This is a genomic window from Hydrogenophaga palleronii NBRC 102513 (genome assembly GCF_001571225.1).
Taxonomy (GTDB): domain Bacteria; phylum Pseudomonadota; class Gammaproteobacteria; order Burkholderiales; family Burkholderiaceae_C; genus Hydrogenophaga; species Hydrogenophaga palleronii.
This window is the reverse complement of the sequence record NZ_BCTJ01000024.1, coordinates 16,253-30,009: the sequence shown is the minus strand read 5'-3', so window position 1 is coordinate 30,009 and position 13,757 is coordinate 16,253. Positions and strand designations below refer to the sequence as shown.

General features: G+C 64.4%; 13 protein-coding genes, 1 tRNA gene and 2 pseudogenes. 3 read left to right on the top strand and 13 right to left on the bottom strand.

What is annotated here, in order from left to right; all coding sequences use genetic code 11:
- Positions 1–29: 29 nt before the first annotated feature.
- From HPA01S_RS15930 to HPA01S_RS15915, 4 genes are read right to left on the bottom strand one after another with little or no spacing between them, the layout of a single operon-like run.
- Positions 30–914, bottom strand: coding sequence for a MaoC family dehydratase (locus HPA01S_RS15930; protein ID WP_084360736.1), 885 nt, complete (start codon positions 912–914; stop codon positions 30–32).
- A gap of 22 nt (positions 915–936) precedes the next feature.
- Positions 937–1,347, bottom strand: a complete 411-nt coding sequence (locus HPA01S_RS15925; RefSeq protein WP_066271748.1) for a Zn-ribbon domain-containing OB-fold protein — start codon at positions 1,345–1,347, stop codon at positions 937–939.
- 1 nt (position 1,348) lies between these two features.
- A complete protein-coding gene (locus HPA01S_RS15920) occupies positions 1,349–2,518 on the bottom strand; it encodes a thiolase family protein (protein ID WP_066271747.1) in 1,170 nt (389 codons plus the stop codon).
- A 14-nt stretch (positions 2,519–2,532) separates the two neighbouring features.
- Positions 2,533–3,579 carry a Bug family tripartite tricarboxylate transporter substrate binding protein gene (locus HPA01S_RS15915; protein WP_084360735.1) on the bottom strand — a complete coding sequence of 349 codons (1,047 nt, stop codon included), beginning with the start codon at positions 3,577–3,579 and terminating at the stop codon, positions 2,533–2,535.
- A 55-nt stretch (positions 3,580–3,634) separates the two neighbouring features.
- On the opposite strand from HPA01S_RS15915, the gene HPA01S_RS15910 reads away from it, so the two are divergent.
- Together HPA01S_RS15910 and HPA01S_RS22775 are read left to right on the top strand one after the other, a co-directional pair.
- A complete protein-coding gene (locus HPA01S_RS15910) occupies positions 3,635–4,411 on the top strand; it encodes an SDR family NAD(P)-dependent oxidoreductase (RefSeq protein WP_066271794.1) in 777 nt (258 codons plus the stop codon).
- A 381-nt stretch (positions 4,412–4,792) separates the two neighbouring features.
- Positions 4,793–5,205, top strand: a pseudogene (locus tag HPA01S_RS22775) (DDE-type integrase/transposase/recombinase).
- 10 nt (positions 5,206–5,215) lie between these two features.
- Here HPA01S_RS22775 and HPA01S_RS15900 read toward each other — a convergent pair.
- The 9 genes and pseudogenes from HPA01S_RS15900 to ureC all read right to left on the bottom strand — a co-directional run bounded on the left by HPA01S_RS15900 (position 5,216) and on the right by ureC (position 12,301).
- A complete protein-coding gene (locus tag HPA01S_RS15900; protein WP_066271744.1) occupies positions 5,216–5,497 on the bottom strand; it encodes a thermonuclease family protein in 282 nt (93 codons plus the stop codon).
- A gap of 64 nt (positions 5,498–5,561) precedes the next feature.
- Positions 5,562–5,792, bottom strand: a complete 231-nt coding sequence (locus HPA01S_RS15895; protein ID WP_066271743.1) for a hypothetical protein — start codon at positions 5,790–5,792, stop codon at positions 5,562–5,564.
- A gap of 229 nt (positions 5,793–6,021) precedes the next feature.
- The gene (locus HPA01S_RS23170) at positions 6,022–6,798 is read right to left on the bottom strand and encodes a hypothetical protein (RefSeq protein WP_157085062.1); all 777 of its coding nucleotides are present in this window, start codon (positions 6,796–6,798) and stop codon (positions 6,022–6,024) included.
- A gap of 126 nt (positions 6,799–6,924) precedes the next feature.
- Positions 6,925–8,282, bottom strand: a protein-coding gene (locus HPA01S_RS22770; protein WP_157085061.1) for an IS3 family transposase whose coding sequence is annotated in 2 segments (ribosomal slippage) — positions 6,925–7,805 and positions 7,805–8,282 — 1,359 coding nt in all. Because the reading frame shifts where the segments join, the coding sequence is not laid out codon by codon here.
- Positions 8,283–8,472: 190 nt separating this feature from the next.
- Positions 8,473–8,560: transfer RNA gene (locus HPA01S_RS15880), tRNA-Ser, on the bottom strand.
- A 41-nt stretch (positions 8,561–8,601) separates the two neighbouring features.
- Entirely contained in the window at positions 8,602–9,282 is a 681-nt protein-coding gene (gene ureG, locus HPA01S_RS15875; protein WP_066271740.1) for an urease accessory protein UreG, read from the bottom strand.
- A 25-nt stretch (positions 9,283–9,307) separates the two neighbouring features.
- Positions 9,308–10,030, bottom strand: coding sequence for an urease accessory protein UreF (locus HPA01S_RS15870; protein ID WP_066271793.1), 723 nt, complete (start codon positions 10,028–10,030; stop codon positions 9,308–9,310).
- Positions 10,020–10,565, bottom strand: a pseudogene (gene ureE, locus HPA01S_RS15865) (urease accessory protein UreE); the annotation flags it as partial. The gene HPA01S_RS15870 and the pseudogene ureE, both read right to left, overlap by 11 nt.
- Positions 10,566–10,582: 17 nt before the next feature.
- The gene (ureC, locus tag HPA01S_RS15860; protein ID WP_066271739.1) at positions 10,583–12,301 is read right to left on the bottom strand and encodes an urease subunit alpha; all 1,719 of its coding nucleotides are present in this window, start codon (positions 12,299–12,301) and stop codon (positions 10,583–10,585) included.
- A gap of 225 nt (positions 12,302–12,526) precedes the next feature.
- On the opposite strand from ureC, the gene HPA01S_RS15855 reads away from it, so the two are divergent.
- Positions 12,527–13,750 carry a hypothetical protein gene (locus HPA01S_RS15855; RefSeq protein ID WP_218005353.1) on the top strand — a complete coding sequence of 408 codons (1,224 nt, stop codon included), beginning with the start codon at positions 12,527–12,529 and terminating at the stop codon, positions 13,748–13,750.
- The last annotated feature ends 7 nt before the right edge of the window (positions 13,751–13,757 follow it).

Genomic DNA, 13,757 nt, shown 5'->3' with positions numbered 1-13,757 from the left:
CAGGGGGTGCCGTCAGGGCAACCAGAAGTTCAGGGAAGGCGCAGGGCTGCGAAGCCGCGCGACAGCGCGACGGTGTTGCGGCCCGGCACGCTCAAACGGAAGTGCAGCCCCTGCGGTGCGTGCCAGTACGCCAGGCGCAGCGACTCACCGGGGAACACCACGTCGCTGAAGCGGCAGCCGATCGACGCCAGGCGCGACGCGTCGCCGTCGAGCGCGTGGTGGACGAGGCCGTGCGTGGCGATGCCGAAGCTGGCCAGCCCGTGCAGGATCGGTCGGTCGAAGCCCGCGGCTTTTGCTGTGGCCGGGTCGGCGTGCAAGCGGTTGCGGTCACCGCTGAGCCGGTAGACCAGCGCTGCCTGCGCCGAGGTGGGGATGTCCACGCTGCCGTCGGCGTCTCGCGCGGGCACGTCGGGCAGATCGGCGAGGGTGGCGGCGTCGGGCCGTTCGGCATGGCCGCACCCCCCGTCGCCGCGCGCTAGCGACAGCATGGTGACGTCGGCGATCGTGTGGCCGGTGGCAGCGTCCAGCACCGAGCGGGTGGCCTGCACCAGCGCGCCTTTGCCCGGTCCTTTGTCGGTCACACGTTCCACGCGCGTCTCGGCGCGCACGGTGGCGTTCGGCGGCAGCGGCGTGTGGAAGTCCACCCGCTGCTCGGCGTGCACCACGCGGCGCCAGTCGGCGCCAATGGCCGGGTCCTGGCCCCAGGGCGGTGGGAAAGCGAGCACGCTGGCCATCGCTGGCAGCATGCGCACCTGGCCCTCGGCATCTTCGAGCACATACGGCAGCTCTTGCGGCGAGGTGGGTGACAGGCCCAGCCCCAGGCCAAGCGCATACAGGATCGCGTCGGTCGGGCCGTAGCGTTGTTCGACGACGGGAAAAGATTTCTGGACCAGCAGAGAGGCGTTCAATGGCATGGTGATGCGACGGTGGTGGCGTTCAGTCGGGCGTGAACACCGGCATCACGTGGCCCTGGTCGCAGCGCTCGAAACGCAGCTGCACCCGTTGGCCGATGTGCAGTGCGTCGAAGTCGCATTCCACGAAGTTCGTCAGCATGGCGCAGCCTTCGTCCAGCATCACGTAGCCCACGGCGTAGGGCACCTCGGCGCGCCGCATCACGCTGAAGGTGTAGATCTCGCCCTTGCCCGCCGCGCGCACCCAGCGCGTGTCGTCGCTGAAGCAGTGCGGGCAGATGGCGCGGGGATAGTGGTGGAAGCGCTCGCACGTGGCGCATTGCTTCACCATCAGTTCGCCTTGGCCGATGGCGTTCCAGTAGGGCGCCGATTCCGGTTGCTCGGCGAGGATGGCTTCGTAGCCGGTGGGTGCGGTATTTGTCGTAGGGGTGCTCATGTCAGAGGCGCTCCATGATGAGAGTGGAACTGGCGTGGCGAGAGCCGACCCAACCGCCGATGCCTTGCGCCACCGCCAGTTGGCAGTTCGGCACCTGCACGGCAGGGTGGGCCTGGCCACGCAGCTGGCGCACGGCCTCGATCACTTTGGTGAGGCCACCCCGGTTGGCCGGGTGGTTGTTGCACTGGCCGCCACCGTCGGTGTTGAAGGGCAGCTTGCCGACGCCGGAGATGAGGTTGCCGTCGGCGACGAACTTGCCGCCGTCGCCTTTGGCGCAGAAGCCCAGGTCTTCGATCTGCAGCAGCACGGTGATGGTGAAGCTGTCGTAGATCGACGCGTACTGAATGTCGGCGGGGGTGATGCCCGCCTGTTCGAACGCGAGCCGCCCCGACGCGGCCGCGCCGGTGGTGGTGAGGTTGATGGCGCCACCTTGCTGGTGGTAGATCGCGTCACCCGCGCCGCGAATGGCCACCAGCTGGCGACCGGTGTCGCGCGCGATCTCGCGGCGCGAGACCACGATGGCACCACCCCCGTCGGTCACCACGCAGCAGTCCAGTCGGTGCAACGGGTCGGCCACGATGGGCGACTCAAGCACGTCCTGCACCGACACGGGCTTGCGCAGCAGCGCGTTCGGGTTGTGCTGCGCATGTTGCGAAGCGGCCACGCGGATCCAGGCCAGCTGTTCGCTCGTGGTGCCGTATTCGTGCATGTGCCGCTTCGCGCTCATGCCGTAGAGCGTGGTCACGTTCGGCTTGTAGGGCGTCTCATAGGCGGTGTCGGGCACCTGCAGCGAAGCGGTGCGCGCGGTGGTGCCCACCGCGCGGCCCTCCGAACGGGGGCGCCCCGCCAGCGTGATGAGCGCCACGTTGCAGCGCCCCGATTCGATCGCGGCTGATGCGCGGGCCACGTGCGAGATGTAGGACGCGCCGCCGAACTCCGTCGAGTCGGCGTGCCGCAGCTTCAGACCCATGTAGTCGGCCATCGACACCGGACCAAAGCCGGGCGCGTCGCCCGCGCAGAAGTAGGCGTCGACGTCGCGGTGGGTCAGCCCTGCATCCTCCAGCGCGCCTCGGGCGGCTTCGGCATGCAGCATGGCGATCGATTTGTCGGGCGAGAGGCGGGTGGGAATCTCGTAAATGCCTGAGATGACGGCAGCATCGGAACGGTTCATGTCGGTGCGCCGCCTCATTCCGCCTTGATGTTGTAACGCTTGAAAATGTCGCGCCAGTAGCCGTATTCGCTGTTCACGAAGCGCTCGAACTCCGGGGCCTCCGCGACGGAGACCGGGTAGCCCGCGTTGTTGGTCTTTTGCACGACCTCCGGCAGCACGCCGATGCGCGCGATTTCGGCCGACAACTTGTTCACGATGGGGCGGGGCGTGGTGGACGGCAGGAAGATGCCGCCCCAGCCCGATTGCTTCAGCGTGGTAATGCCGGCCTCGTCGAACGTGGGCACGTCCGGCAGGCGCGCCACGCGCTTGGTGCCGGTGATGGCGAGCACTTTGACTTTGTTGGGGTAGTTGGCGGCGGTACCCGGTGACACGAAGGTGGCGTCAATCTGACCACCCAGCAAATCGGTGACCGCGTTGGCCTCGCCTTTGTACGGGATGCCGACGAGTTTGATGCCCGCACTTTGCTGGAAGATTTCACCGAGCGCCTGGCTGGTGGTGGAGATCTGTCCGTAGGTCAGTTTGCCGTCGGCCGCTTTCGCCTTGGCGATGAACTCTGCAAGCGTGTTCACCCCCGAGGACGTGAGCACCGCGAGCGAAAACGGAATGTCGTGCATGCGAGCGACCGGTGTGAGCTCGGACGCTTCGTAGCCCATCTTGGGATACAGCGAAGGGTTTTGCACCACACCACTGGCGCCGAACAGGATGGTGTAGCCATCGCCAGGTGACTTGGCCACGAACGCCGCGCCAATCATCGTGGCAGCACCCGTCTTGTTCTCCACGATGACGGTTTGCTTCCAGCTGGCCGAGAGCTTCTCGGCGAACAGGCGCGCAAGGCCATCGAACTGACCGCCCGGTGCGAACGGGACGACCAGACGGATCGGCTTGGACGGATAGGACTCGGCCGACTCTGCTGCGGTGGCGGAGGAAAAGTGCCCGAGCATGGGTGTCAGGGCGAGGGTGGACAGGATCGTTCTTCGTTGCATGGATGTCTCCGGTGGCTGTTGATGGCGGGGGGGATGATGCATGTTTTTGGTTGATAATACAATGGTTAAATGGTCCATCCAATTGTATTTTTATCGGATGATGGAAAAGTTCAGACCAACCAACGAGGAACACATGGCAGCAAAGCTTTTGGATATGACGGGTCGCAACGTGCTGATCACCGGTGCTGCACAAGGGATCGGTCTGGCGACAGCCCACCTGCTGTACGAACTGGGCGCCCAGCTGACGCTGGTGGATGCATCCGAAGACAAACTCGCCGAAGCCGCGAAGGCGTTCGACGCGAACCGGGTGTTGGCTGTGCCCGCGAGCGTGACGAATCGTGACCAGATCCAGGGTGTGGTGGACGAAGCGGCGCGGCGGTTCGGTGGCGTGCACGGTCTGGTGAACAACGCCGGCATCGTGCGAGCGGCCATGATCGACAAGATGACACCCGAGCAGTGGCACCAGGTGATGGACGTCAACCTGACCGGTGTTTTCAACTGCCTGCAGTTGGTGGGCGTTGAGATGAAACGGCGCGCCGAGGCCGGCGACAAAACCCCGGGCGCCATCGTGAACATATCGTCAGACGCTGGGCGCAAGGGCACGATCGGACAGGTGAACTACGGTGCTGCGAAGGCGGGTGTTCTGGGCATCACCATGAGCGCTGCGCGCGAATGGGGGCGCTATGGCATCCGGGTCAACAGCATCGCGTTCGGGGTGGTGGCTACCGAGATGACCGAAGTCATCCGCGGCGAAAAGTTTCGCGAAAAAATGCTGGCCAACATCCCTCTGGGCCGTTTCGTCGAAGCGGAAGAGGCTGTGCAACCCATCGCATTTTTACTGAGCGATGCGGGGTCGTACGTGACGGGGCAGCATCTTTCGGTGAACGGTGGAGCACACATGGCCGGATAGCAGGCAGTTTCTTTGAAACTCGCGATCATGGAATGACTGCCAAGCATGAAAGTCGGAATTCGCTGCGGGCATACATGTTTTCTCGGGGTTCAGTTGCTTGTGTACGTCAAAAGCCTCTGCAGTTCGGCCCCTTGATTGCTTGTTTAAGCTTGCGCCCGGAAAACATCCAGCGCGTGATCGAAGATCTGGAGGGTGCGGAACTATCGTCCTGTGCGTCCGGCGGTCCCGCTGGCTGCATGATGCGCTGCGGCTACGAGGGGGGCCCTTGGGGTTCTGTCGCAATAGCGGCGCACGGTATTCGGCTGGATGAAATCTGAAGCACCACCAATGCTCAAAGCCCCGAAGAAGGTGATCAAGCGCATGCACTAACGGTTGGAGGTGATGTTCACCTGCGTGCGCTGGTATGCGACCTACCCGTTGAGCCTGCGCCACATTTAGGAAATGATGGCCGAGCGTGGCGTAGTCGTTGATCACGCCACGGTTCACCGGTGGTCGATCAGGATCCTGCCGGTGTTGGCTGCGGTATTCCGGCGGCAAAAGCGGCTTGTAGGCGCGAGCTGGCGGATGGATGAGACCTGCGTCAAGGTCACCGGCCAGTGGAAGTATCTGAGCTTGACCACCGGGCCATCAAGCGCATCGTGCGGCCGATGCAGGGATTCAAATCATTCCGATCGGCCCGAGCACTCATTGCCGGCATCGAGGCCATGCATACGATCAGGAAGGGGCAGATGTTGGACTGCTTCAAAGGTCAAGCCTCGTCAGGGCTAGCGAAGTTCTACTCACTGGCTTTCTGAGCGTTATGCGCTACTCGTCAATGCTCGGCCCGGTGCTGCTATTGCGACAGAACCCGATCTTGCACCGGGACCGATCGGTGCCCCTGACGGTGATCGCGGTGGTCTGCTGAAAGCACAGTGCCGAGAGGTGCTGGCGAGAGACGTTGCCGAAGGCCTGCGCCTTCTCGGGCGCATCAATGGCAGCGATGCGAATGGTGATCTGCTCATAGGCCCCAGGCACACCGCAGCGTGCCTTGAGGGTGTCGCCGTCGCTGATCGCGACCACCCAACAGAGCAGGGCGCCTACCGACATGGCGTCAGCAAGTGTCTGCTTAGCTGTGCACCCGACCGCATCAGGCAGTGCGGCCGGTCACGGCCTACCAGAACTTCCACGCGGGCCGTCGCGCTTCGTCTTGCCGTTCCTCCAATGGGCGCAGATCCAGGGTGTCGTACGCGGTGTCGTTTGAGGGCGCCGTGAAGCGACGTCGTACCTCGCACTCGAGCGCATGCGCGATGCCGCGCGCCTGTTTGTCGCCACGCAGCGCACTCGCTCTCCATTCGTGCGCCTGAATCATCAGTTCTTGGTCTTGCAGGTCTAGAGGCTCCATCGTTGGACGATTGTGCCGCGCATTTGGGCGTGTTTTTCACCCATCGGTGAATACCCACCCCTGGTATGAGTGTGCTCGGCAGGACATCACGCTTGCTTGGTTCACATGCGCGAACTTCGGTACACATGCGAGGTCTTGTAGAGGGGCGTTAAAGATTTTTGCTCAGCGCAGCTTGACCTGCGCCGTAGTTTTTGTGTAACGGATCACGTCCGGCAGGCGTCTTGCTGGACTACTTGTTGCGAGATTGGGTGTTACCGGCATCTCTACTCATGCCAGCGGCCAACTTTTCTACCAGGTCAACACATAGCCTGACAGCATCCTCGCGGACCACAATGCGCTGGCCGGCGCGATATCGCGTATCTCCGCTGCGAGCCAAATAGTCCTCGTCAACAATACCTTCTCGGTGTGCCAGGAGGTGCCGTTGCTGAAAAAACTGCGTCAACTTGCCTATTTCATCTTTTGACAGATGGGCATCGTAGGCGTTGCCAAACGAGGTGGCCCACAGAGCACTGCCTTCAGTCAGATTCTGAAAGACGTTGCGACGGGCTCGAGGTGGTTGCACTTGCAGGGTGAAAAGAGCTTCTGCGAACCGTTGGAACGCCATGACCGCGTTTTGCAATCCGCTCTCGATCAATGTGCGTGCGGTGTTCTCTGCCGCATCGGCGTCACTCATGCTGGTACGCACTGCAGTCACAGCTTCCAGTGCCGCCCGCACGGTATTTAGCGACTGCGAAAACACTCGGTCGGCTGCGTTGTAACCACAGCCAGGACAAAAGAAAGCGGCCCCCACTGCAGCAAAGCGGCAGGCGCATTGATCACATTCGACCTTCAGGCGCATCGGCTGGGCTGCAGCCAAGGGCAGGACCACCTCTCGGGTACTGCGGGAGACTTTCATCGTCATAGACAAGAAGCGATTGCCCGACTGACGTCGATTCCAAGCAAGTGCGTCTTCATGCATGGATTCATCGATGAGGCCTGATACGTGTGCGAGCGCCTGCTGCTTCATGTGTTCGGCCTGATCAGAGGTGAACCACTGTTTAGCATCGGCGCTATGACGGCAGAACGGGCAGAAGACTGAATCGCCCCGGGATTGAACTGACCCCCAGAAGTTGGACGGTCACGATTCCGCCGATCAGGCGGTGCTTCTCAATCGGTACTCAACCGGACTGAGCCCCTGCAACCCGAGCTTGATGCGCTCGCGGTTGTAGTACTGGACGTAATCATGCACGCCCGCTTCGAGCGCATCAACGCTGTCGGGTCTTTTGAGATGGAAATACTCGGCTTTCAGGGTGCCGAAGAAGCTTTCAATTGCCGCGTTGTCGAAGCAGTTGCCCTTGCGGCTCATGCTCTGTTTGGCGCCGTGTCGCGCGAGCATCGCTCGGTAGGGCTGCATCTTATAGTGCCAGCCTTGGTCGGAGTGCACGATCAGGCCGGCGGCGCAGCTGGTCCGTGAGAGCGCGGTCTCAAGCATGCTGGAAACCATCTCGAAGACCGGGCGCCTTGCCATGCGATACGCGACGATCTCGCCGTTGTACAGGTCCATGCAGGCCGACAGGTAAAGCTTATGGCCGCTCACATTGAACTCGGTGACATCGGTCACCCACTTCTGGTTCGGGGCGGTCGCGCAGAAGTCGCGATGCAGAATGTTCGGCACTTGCTCGTCGCTCATGCCCGTAACGTGCCGAACGCGCTTCTTCGCCCGAATCAATGCGCGCAGCCCCATCTTCTGCATCAGACGCTGCACGCACTTGTGATTGACCGGCTCCTCCGTCGAACGGCGTAGCGCGGCAGTGATCCGCCTGAAGCCGTAACGGCCTTTGTGCTCGTCGTAGACAGTGCGAATCCGGGCCGCCAGGATGCTCTGCGCGTCGGCACGTTGGGTCGCCTGGCACTGATAGTAGAACGTGCTGCGCGCCAGGCCCGCCACCTGCAGCAGGTCCGCCAGTTTATGGTCATGCCTCAACCCGACGATCAGGCGCGCTTTGTCGGCGCAGCTGATCTCTTCGATCGGATCAAGGCCTGCAATTTTTTTAGGTACGCGACCTCCGCGCGCAGTCGCTCATTCTCTTCCCGCAGGGCTTTCTCCGCATCGGCAACGACCGCGCTCGGCGGTGCTGCAGAGTGTCGCTCTAGCTTCATCTTGGGCAGTTCTTCTATCCTACTCGCGCTCGCGTGCAAGCGGCCTTGATCGAGATTGCGTCGCCAGACCACAACCTGGTTGGGATTGCGAATGTCATAGAGCGCCGCGACCTGACGGCTGGAAAGCTTCTGGCGATCCTGATGAGCAAGCACCTGCAACTTGAACTGCGCACTGTACGCGCTGCGCTTGGGGCGCAAGCCATCGACGCCGTGCAGGCGGTAGTGGCTCACCCATGTCCGCACCTTCTCCTCGGGAACAGACCACCGCCGAGCCAGAAGCTTCGCGCCGCCTTCGCCTGCCAAGAAGCTCTGGACCACTTCCAGCTTGAGCTCCGTTTCGTACTTCTTCATGAAACCCCTTGAAGTTTGTCCAACTTCTGGGGGTCAGTTCAAACCCGGGGCGATTCATAGACCTTTGGCGACTGCGGTGCAAGCGTTCTACCTGTCGCATCCCCGTAGTTTTAAGGGGCGGGCAAATTGGTAGAAGCAATGGTGTAAAAATAAAAAAAGCGCCCCGGAAGGCGCTTGTTTACTACTGTCATGGCGGAGACTGTGAGATTCGAACTCACGGACCCTTGCGGGTCGGCAGTTTTCAAGACTGCTGGTTTAAACCGCTCACCCAAGTCTCCGGGAGCGATGGCACGGGTGGGATTTTAGCCTGCGCGCTGTGTCATGCGGGCACCGTCGCGCCGGTCTCGCTGCGCAGCATGCCGCGCGTCTCGATGAAGCGCACTACCTCCTGCACGCCGGCCAGGGTCTTGAGGTTGGTCATGACCCAGGGACGGCGGGCGGCGTCGGGCCGCATGCGTGCGGTGTCGGCCTTCATCACGTCCAGGTTGGCACCCACGTGCGGCGCCAGGTCGGTCTTGTTGATGACGAAGAGGTCGCTCTTGGTGATGCCGGGGCCGCCTTTGCGTGGAATCTTCTCGCCCGCGGCGACGTCGATCACGTAGATGGTGAGGTCGCTCAGTTCGGGGCTGAAGGTGGCGGCCAGGTTGTCGCCGCCGCTTTCGATGAACACCACATCCGCATTGGGAAACTGGTCGAGCATGCGGTCGATGGCTTCGAGGTTGATCGAGGCGTCTTCGCGGATCGCGGTGTGCGGGCAGCCGCCGGTTTCCACGCCCATGATGCGTTCGGCGGGCAGCGCGCCGCTGACGGTCAGGATGCGCTGGTCTTCCTTGGTGTAGATGTCGTTGGTGATGGCAACCAGGTCGTACTGCTTGCGCATGGCCTTGCACAGCATCTCCAGCAGCGTGGTCTTGCCGGAGCCGACCGGGCCGCCGATGCCCACGCGCAGCGGCGGCAGGGTCTTGGTGCGGTTCGGGATGTGGTGCAGGGCGGAGGTCATGCGAAGGGCTTTCGGAGGTGTTCGCTCAGGAGCGGAAGAGGCGGGAGTACTGCGTTTCGTGGCGTGCGGACAGGATGGCGAGCACCGGCGCAAAGGCCTGGCGTTCACCGTCGGGCAGGGCCATGGCGTGTTCAACCGCGGTGGGAATCTGCTGGGCCAGCCGCGCCAGCATGCGCTGGCCCGCGCTCTGGCCCAGCGGCACGGACTTGATGCCGGCCTGCACCATGTTCTCGGCCCAGCCGAAGGCATAACCCAGCAGGCTGTCGCGCACGCTGGCCTCGGTGCTGGCGGCGGCGCAGGCGCAGGCCACGGGGTAGGTGGGTGGGGTGAGTTGCGCCGCGTGCAGGCGCTCGAACACGCCGGCGCCGAGCTCACCGAGCTGGCGCGCCCATTCCATCAGCGAGCGCCCCATCTGCTCGGACTGCAGGCGGAACTCGTGTGTCTCGCGCGTCTGCAAGACCCAGCGGTTGAGCGCGCGGATGCGCTCCAGGTCGTCGGCGCGCCAGGCCACGATGGCTTGCGCCGCCACGGCGAGGTCGCTGCGCGCCAGGCCCAGGTGCAGCTGGTCCGTCAGCCAGAGCGCGGCGCTCGTCTCGTCGTGCACCAGGCTTGCGTGCACCGCGCCCTCCAGCCCTTCGGAGTACGAGAAGCCGCCCACCGGCAAGGCGGGCGAGGCCAGCCACAGGATCTGCAGCAGGCTGGCGGCCGAGCGTGCGCCCACGGCGGGCGTGGCCTCAGCCGTGGTCATGTCCGTGAGGGTGGTGGTGGCCGTGGTGATGTCCGTGCCCTGCATGACCGCCACCGTGGCCCGACGCGCCATGGGCCCCGTAGGCGCCGCCCTCGGGTTCAAAGGGTTCGCGCACTTCCACCACCGTAAGGTGCATGGCGCGCAGCAGGTCGGCCAGCACATGGTCGGGCTCGATCTTGAGGTGGTCGGGCTGCAGTTCGATGGGCACGTGTCGATTGCCCAGGTGGTAGGCGGCGCGCATCAGGTCAAAGGCCTGGTCTTGTGCCGGGTGGTCGGGGCAGGCCGTGATGCGCAGCACGGCCTGCGGTGCGGCGACCACGCGCAGCAGGGAGCCGTCCTGCGTCAGCAGCACGTCGCCGCCACGCACCACAGTGCCACGCGGCAGGAACACGCCGACGTGGCGGCCGTCGGAGGTGGTGGCGTCGAAGCGGCTTTTCTGGCGGATGTCCCAGTCCAGTTCGAGGTGTGCCGAGCGACGCACCAGCACCGGGGCGAGGCCCTGGCCCAGGGGAATCAGTTTGGAGACTTGCAACATGGGGAAGCGGGAAACATTCAGAACAGGAAATAGCGCTGCGCCATGGGCAACACGCTGGCTGGCTCGCAGCGCAGCAGCACGCCGTCGGCGTGCACGGCATAGGTTTGCGGGTCGATCTGCATCTTCGGCAGCAGGGCGTTGTGCACCATGTGGGTCTTGTTCACGCCGCGGCAGCCTTGCACCGCGCTCAGGGTTTTCTGCAGGCCGTAACGCGCGCCCACACCGGCCGCCAGTGCGGCCTGCGAGACAAAGCTCAGGCTGCTGCGCGCCAGCGCGCCGCCGAAGCTGCCAAACATGGGGCGGTAGTGCACCGGTTGCGGCGTGGGGATGGAGGCATTGGGGTCGCCCATGGCAGCCAGCGCGATGCTGCCACCCTTGAGAACGATGGTGGGCTTCACGCCGAAGAAAGCCGGCTTCCACACCACCAGGTCGGCCCACTTGCCGACTTCGAGCGAGCCGACGATGTGCGAGATGCCGTGTGCGATGGCCGGGTTGATGGTGTATTTGGCGATGTAGCGCTTGACGCGGAAGTTGTCGTGGCGCGCGCTGTCTTCGGGCAGGCTGCCGCGCTGGCTCTTCATCTTGTCGGCCGCCTGCCAGGTGCGGATGATGACCTCGCCCACCCGGCCCATGGCCTGGCTGTCGCTGCTCATCATGCTGATGGCGCCCATGTCGTGCAGGATGTCTTCGGCCGCAATCGTCTCGCGGCGGATGCGGCTCTCGGCGAAGGCCAGGTCTTCGGCAATGCCGGCATCAAGGTGGTGGCAGACCATCAGCATGTCCACGTGCTCGTCCAGCGTGTTGACGGTGTACGGCATGGTCGGGTTGGTGGAGGAGGGCAGGAAGTTGGCCTCACCCACCACGCGCAGGATGTCGGGCGCGTGGCCGCCGCCCGCGCCTTCGGTGTGGAAGGCGCAGAGCGTGCGGCCCTTGGTGGCTTCGATGGTGTTCTCGACGAAGCCCGATTCGTTCAGCGTGTCGCTGTGGATCGCCACCTGGATGTCGGCCTCGTCGGCCACGCTCAGGCAGTTGTCGATGGCGGCGGGTGTGGTGCCCCAGTCTTCGTGCAGCTTGAGGCCGATCACACCGGCGAGGATCTGTTCGTGCAGCGCGGCCGGCAGGCTGGCATTGCCCTTGCCGAGAAAACCGATGTTCATGGGCAGGCCGTCGGCGGCCTGCAGCATGCGCTCGATGTGCCAGGGTCCGGGCGTGCAGGTGGTGGCGAAGGTGCCGGTGGCCGGGCCGGTGCCGCCACCCAGCATGGTGGTGATGCCGGAGGTGAGCGCTTCGTCCACCTGCTGCGGGCAGATGAAATGGATGTGGCTGTCGATACCGCCGGCGGTGACGATGTGGCCCTCGCAGCTGATGACTTCGGTGCCCGGACCGATGACGATGTCCACGCCGCTCTGCGTGTCGGGGTTGCCGGCCTTGCCGATGGCGGCGATGCGCCCGTCCTTCAGGCCGATGTCGGCCTTGACGATGCCCCAGTGGTCGATGATCACGGCGTTGGTCATCACCGTGTCGACCGCGCCCTCGGCCCGGGTGCGCTGGCTTTGCGCCATGCCGTCGCGGATGGTCTTGCCGCCGCCGAACTTCACCTCTTCGCCATAACCGCCGGCAGCGAGGGTGAAGTCTTTTTCGATCTCGATCATCAGCCCGGTGTCGGCCAGGCGCAGGCGGTCGCCGACCGTGGGGCCGAACATGTTGGCGTAGGCGCTGCGGGAGATGCTGCTCATGGTGTTGGTGTGTCCTGCGAAAAGGTCTGCATGGCACTGCAGCGGCGGGCGGGAGGTGTAACAGGGTCACACACCGTTGCACGCCGCCGTGCGGTCTGACGGGCAGTCGGGCTTACAGTGGCTTCCGATCTGGCCAGTGCTCGTCAGCACGGATCGTGCCAGCCACAGCCTTCCCGCTCCCGAGCGGCGCACCGGCGCTCCTCCGAACTCCATTCCCTCCCAGCCATGTCCCATACCCCACTGCACCTTCGTCCGTTTTCTGCGCGCACCAGCGTCCTCATGGCCGCGCTGCTGCTGGGCCTTGCGGCATGCGGTGGTGGCGGTGGAGACGCGCCATCCGATGGTGGCTCCACCGGATCGGGTGGTTCTGGCGGGTCCACGGGGTCGGGTGGCTCCACCGGATCCGGCGGGTCCACAGGCGGCGGCTCTTCCGGTGGTTCAACGGGTGGTTCGGGCAGCGGCGGTGGCTCCACCGGCGGGGCGGGCACCGGCAGCGGCCAGGTGGGTGTGCCGGCTGCGGGCCAGGCGGTCGACACCAGCGCGCCAGACCGGGTGGTGGGCACCGGCACGCCGGCCAGCTGCACCAGCGCAGCGGTGGTGAACGCGGTGGCGCAGGGCGGCAAGATCCGCTTCAACTGCGGCCCCAACCCGGTGACCATTCCCATGACCAGCACGGCCAAGGTGTTCAACAACAAACCCGATGTCACGCTGGATGGCCAGGGCCTGATCACCCTGGACGGTGGCGGCGCGCGGCGCATCCTGTACCAGAACACCTGCGATCAGGCCCAGGTCTGGACCAGTGCCAACTGCGACAACCAGGAAACGCCGCGCTTCACGGTGCAGAACATGCGCTTCGCCAACGGCAACTCCACCGGAGACCTCACGGACGGCGGCGGTGGTGGCGCGATCTTCGTGCGCGGCGGCCAGTTCAAGATCGTCAACAGCGTGTTCACCAACAACCGTTGCGAGTCTTCCGGCAACGACATCGGCGGCGGTGCGGTGCGCGTGCTCGCCATCTACCAGGAGCGTCCGGTGTACGTGGTGCAGAGCACCTTCGGTGGCGCCGCCGGCCTGGGCAACAGCTGTTCCAGCGGCGGTGCGCTCAGCACCATCGGCGTGTCGTACAGCATCTACAACAGCCTCTTCACGCACAACACCGCCACCGGCCGACTGCCCTCGCCCGGTGGTGGCAATGGCGGCGCTATCGCGACCGATGGCAACACCTACAGCCTGTCGATCTACGGCAGCGTGGTGAGCGACAACACGGCGGTGGAGGGCGGCAGTGCGGTCTTCTTCGTCAGCAACAACCTCACCGGGCGCGTGACCTTGAGCGACTCGCAGTTCGTGCGCAACGCCGCGTCGAAGTTCGGCACCGCAGGCCTGCCGGGCATGTTCATCCAGGCCGGCGCGGGCCAGCCGGTGGTGACGAATTCCGCGATTTCGTACTGAGCCCGCA

What these genes read in the sequence shown, in the direction of transcription:
- HPA01S_RS23170 (WP_157085062.1), bottom strand. Translation starts at nt 6,798, where the DNA reads ATGAAGCAGCAGGCGCTCGCACACGTATCAGGCCTCATCGATGAATCC.
- HPA01S_RS15910 (WP_066271794.1), top strand. Translation starts at nt 3,635, where the DNA reads ATGGCAGCAAAGCTTTTGGATATGACGGGTCGCAACGTGCTGATCACC.
- ureC (WP_066271739.1), bottom strand. Translation starts at nt 12,301, where the DNA reads ATGAGCAGCATCTCCCGCAGCGCCTACGCCAACATGTTCGGCCCCACG.
- HPA01S_RS15920 (WP_066271747.1), bottom strand. Translation starts at nt 2,518, where the DNA reads ATGAACCGTTCCGATGCTGCCGTCATCTCAGGCATTTACGAGATTCCC.
- HPA01S_RS15925 (WP_066271748.1), bottom strand. Translation starts at nt 1,347, where the DNA reads ATGAGCACCCCTACGACAAATACCGCACCCACCGGCTACGAAGCCATC.
- HPA01S_RS15930 (WP_084360736.1), bottom strand. Translation starts at nt 914, where the DNA reads ATGCCATTGAACGCCTCTCTGCTGGTCCAGAAATCTTTTCCCGTCGTC.
- HPA01S_RS15870 (WP_066271793.1), bottom strand. Translation starts at nt 10,030, where the DNA reads ATGACCACGGCTGAGGCCACGCCCGCCGTGGGCGCACGCTCGGCCGCC.
- ureG (WP_066271740.1), bottom strand. Translation starts at nt 9,282, where the DNA reads ATGACCTCCGCCCTGCACCACATCCCGAACCGCACCAAGACCCTGCCG.
- HPA01S_RS15895 (WP_066271743.1), bottom strand. Translation starts at nt 5,792, where the DNA reads ATGGAGCCTCTAGACCTGCAAGACCAAGAACTGATGATTCAGGCGCAC.
- HPA01S_RS15900 (WP_066271744.1), bottom strand. Translation starts at nt 5,497, where the DNA reads ATGTCGGTAGGCGCCCTGCTCTGTTGGGTGGTCGCGATCAGCGACGGC.
- HPA01S_RS15915 (WP_084360735.1), bottom strand. Translation starts at nt 3,579, where the DNA reads ATGGACCATTTAACCATTGTATTATCAACCAAAAACATGCATCATCCC.
- HPA01S_RS15855 (WP_218005353.1), top strand. Translation starts at nt 12,527, where the DNA reads ATGTCCCATACCCCACTGCACCTTCGTCCGTTTTCTGCGCGCACCAGC.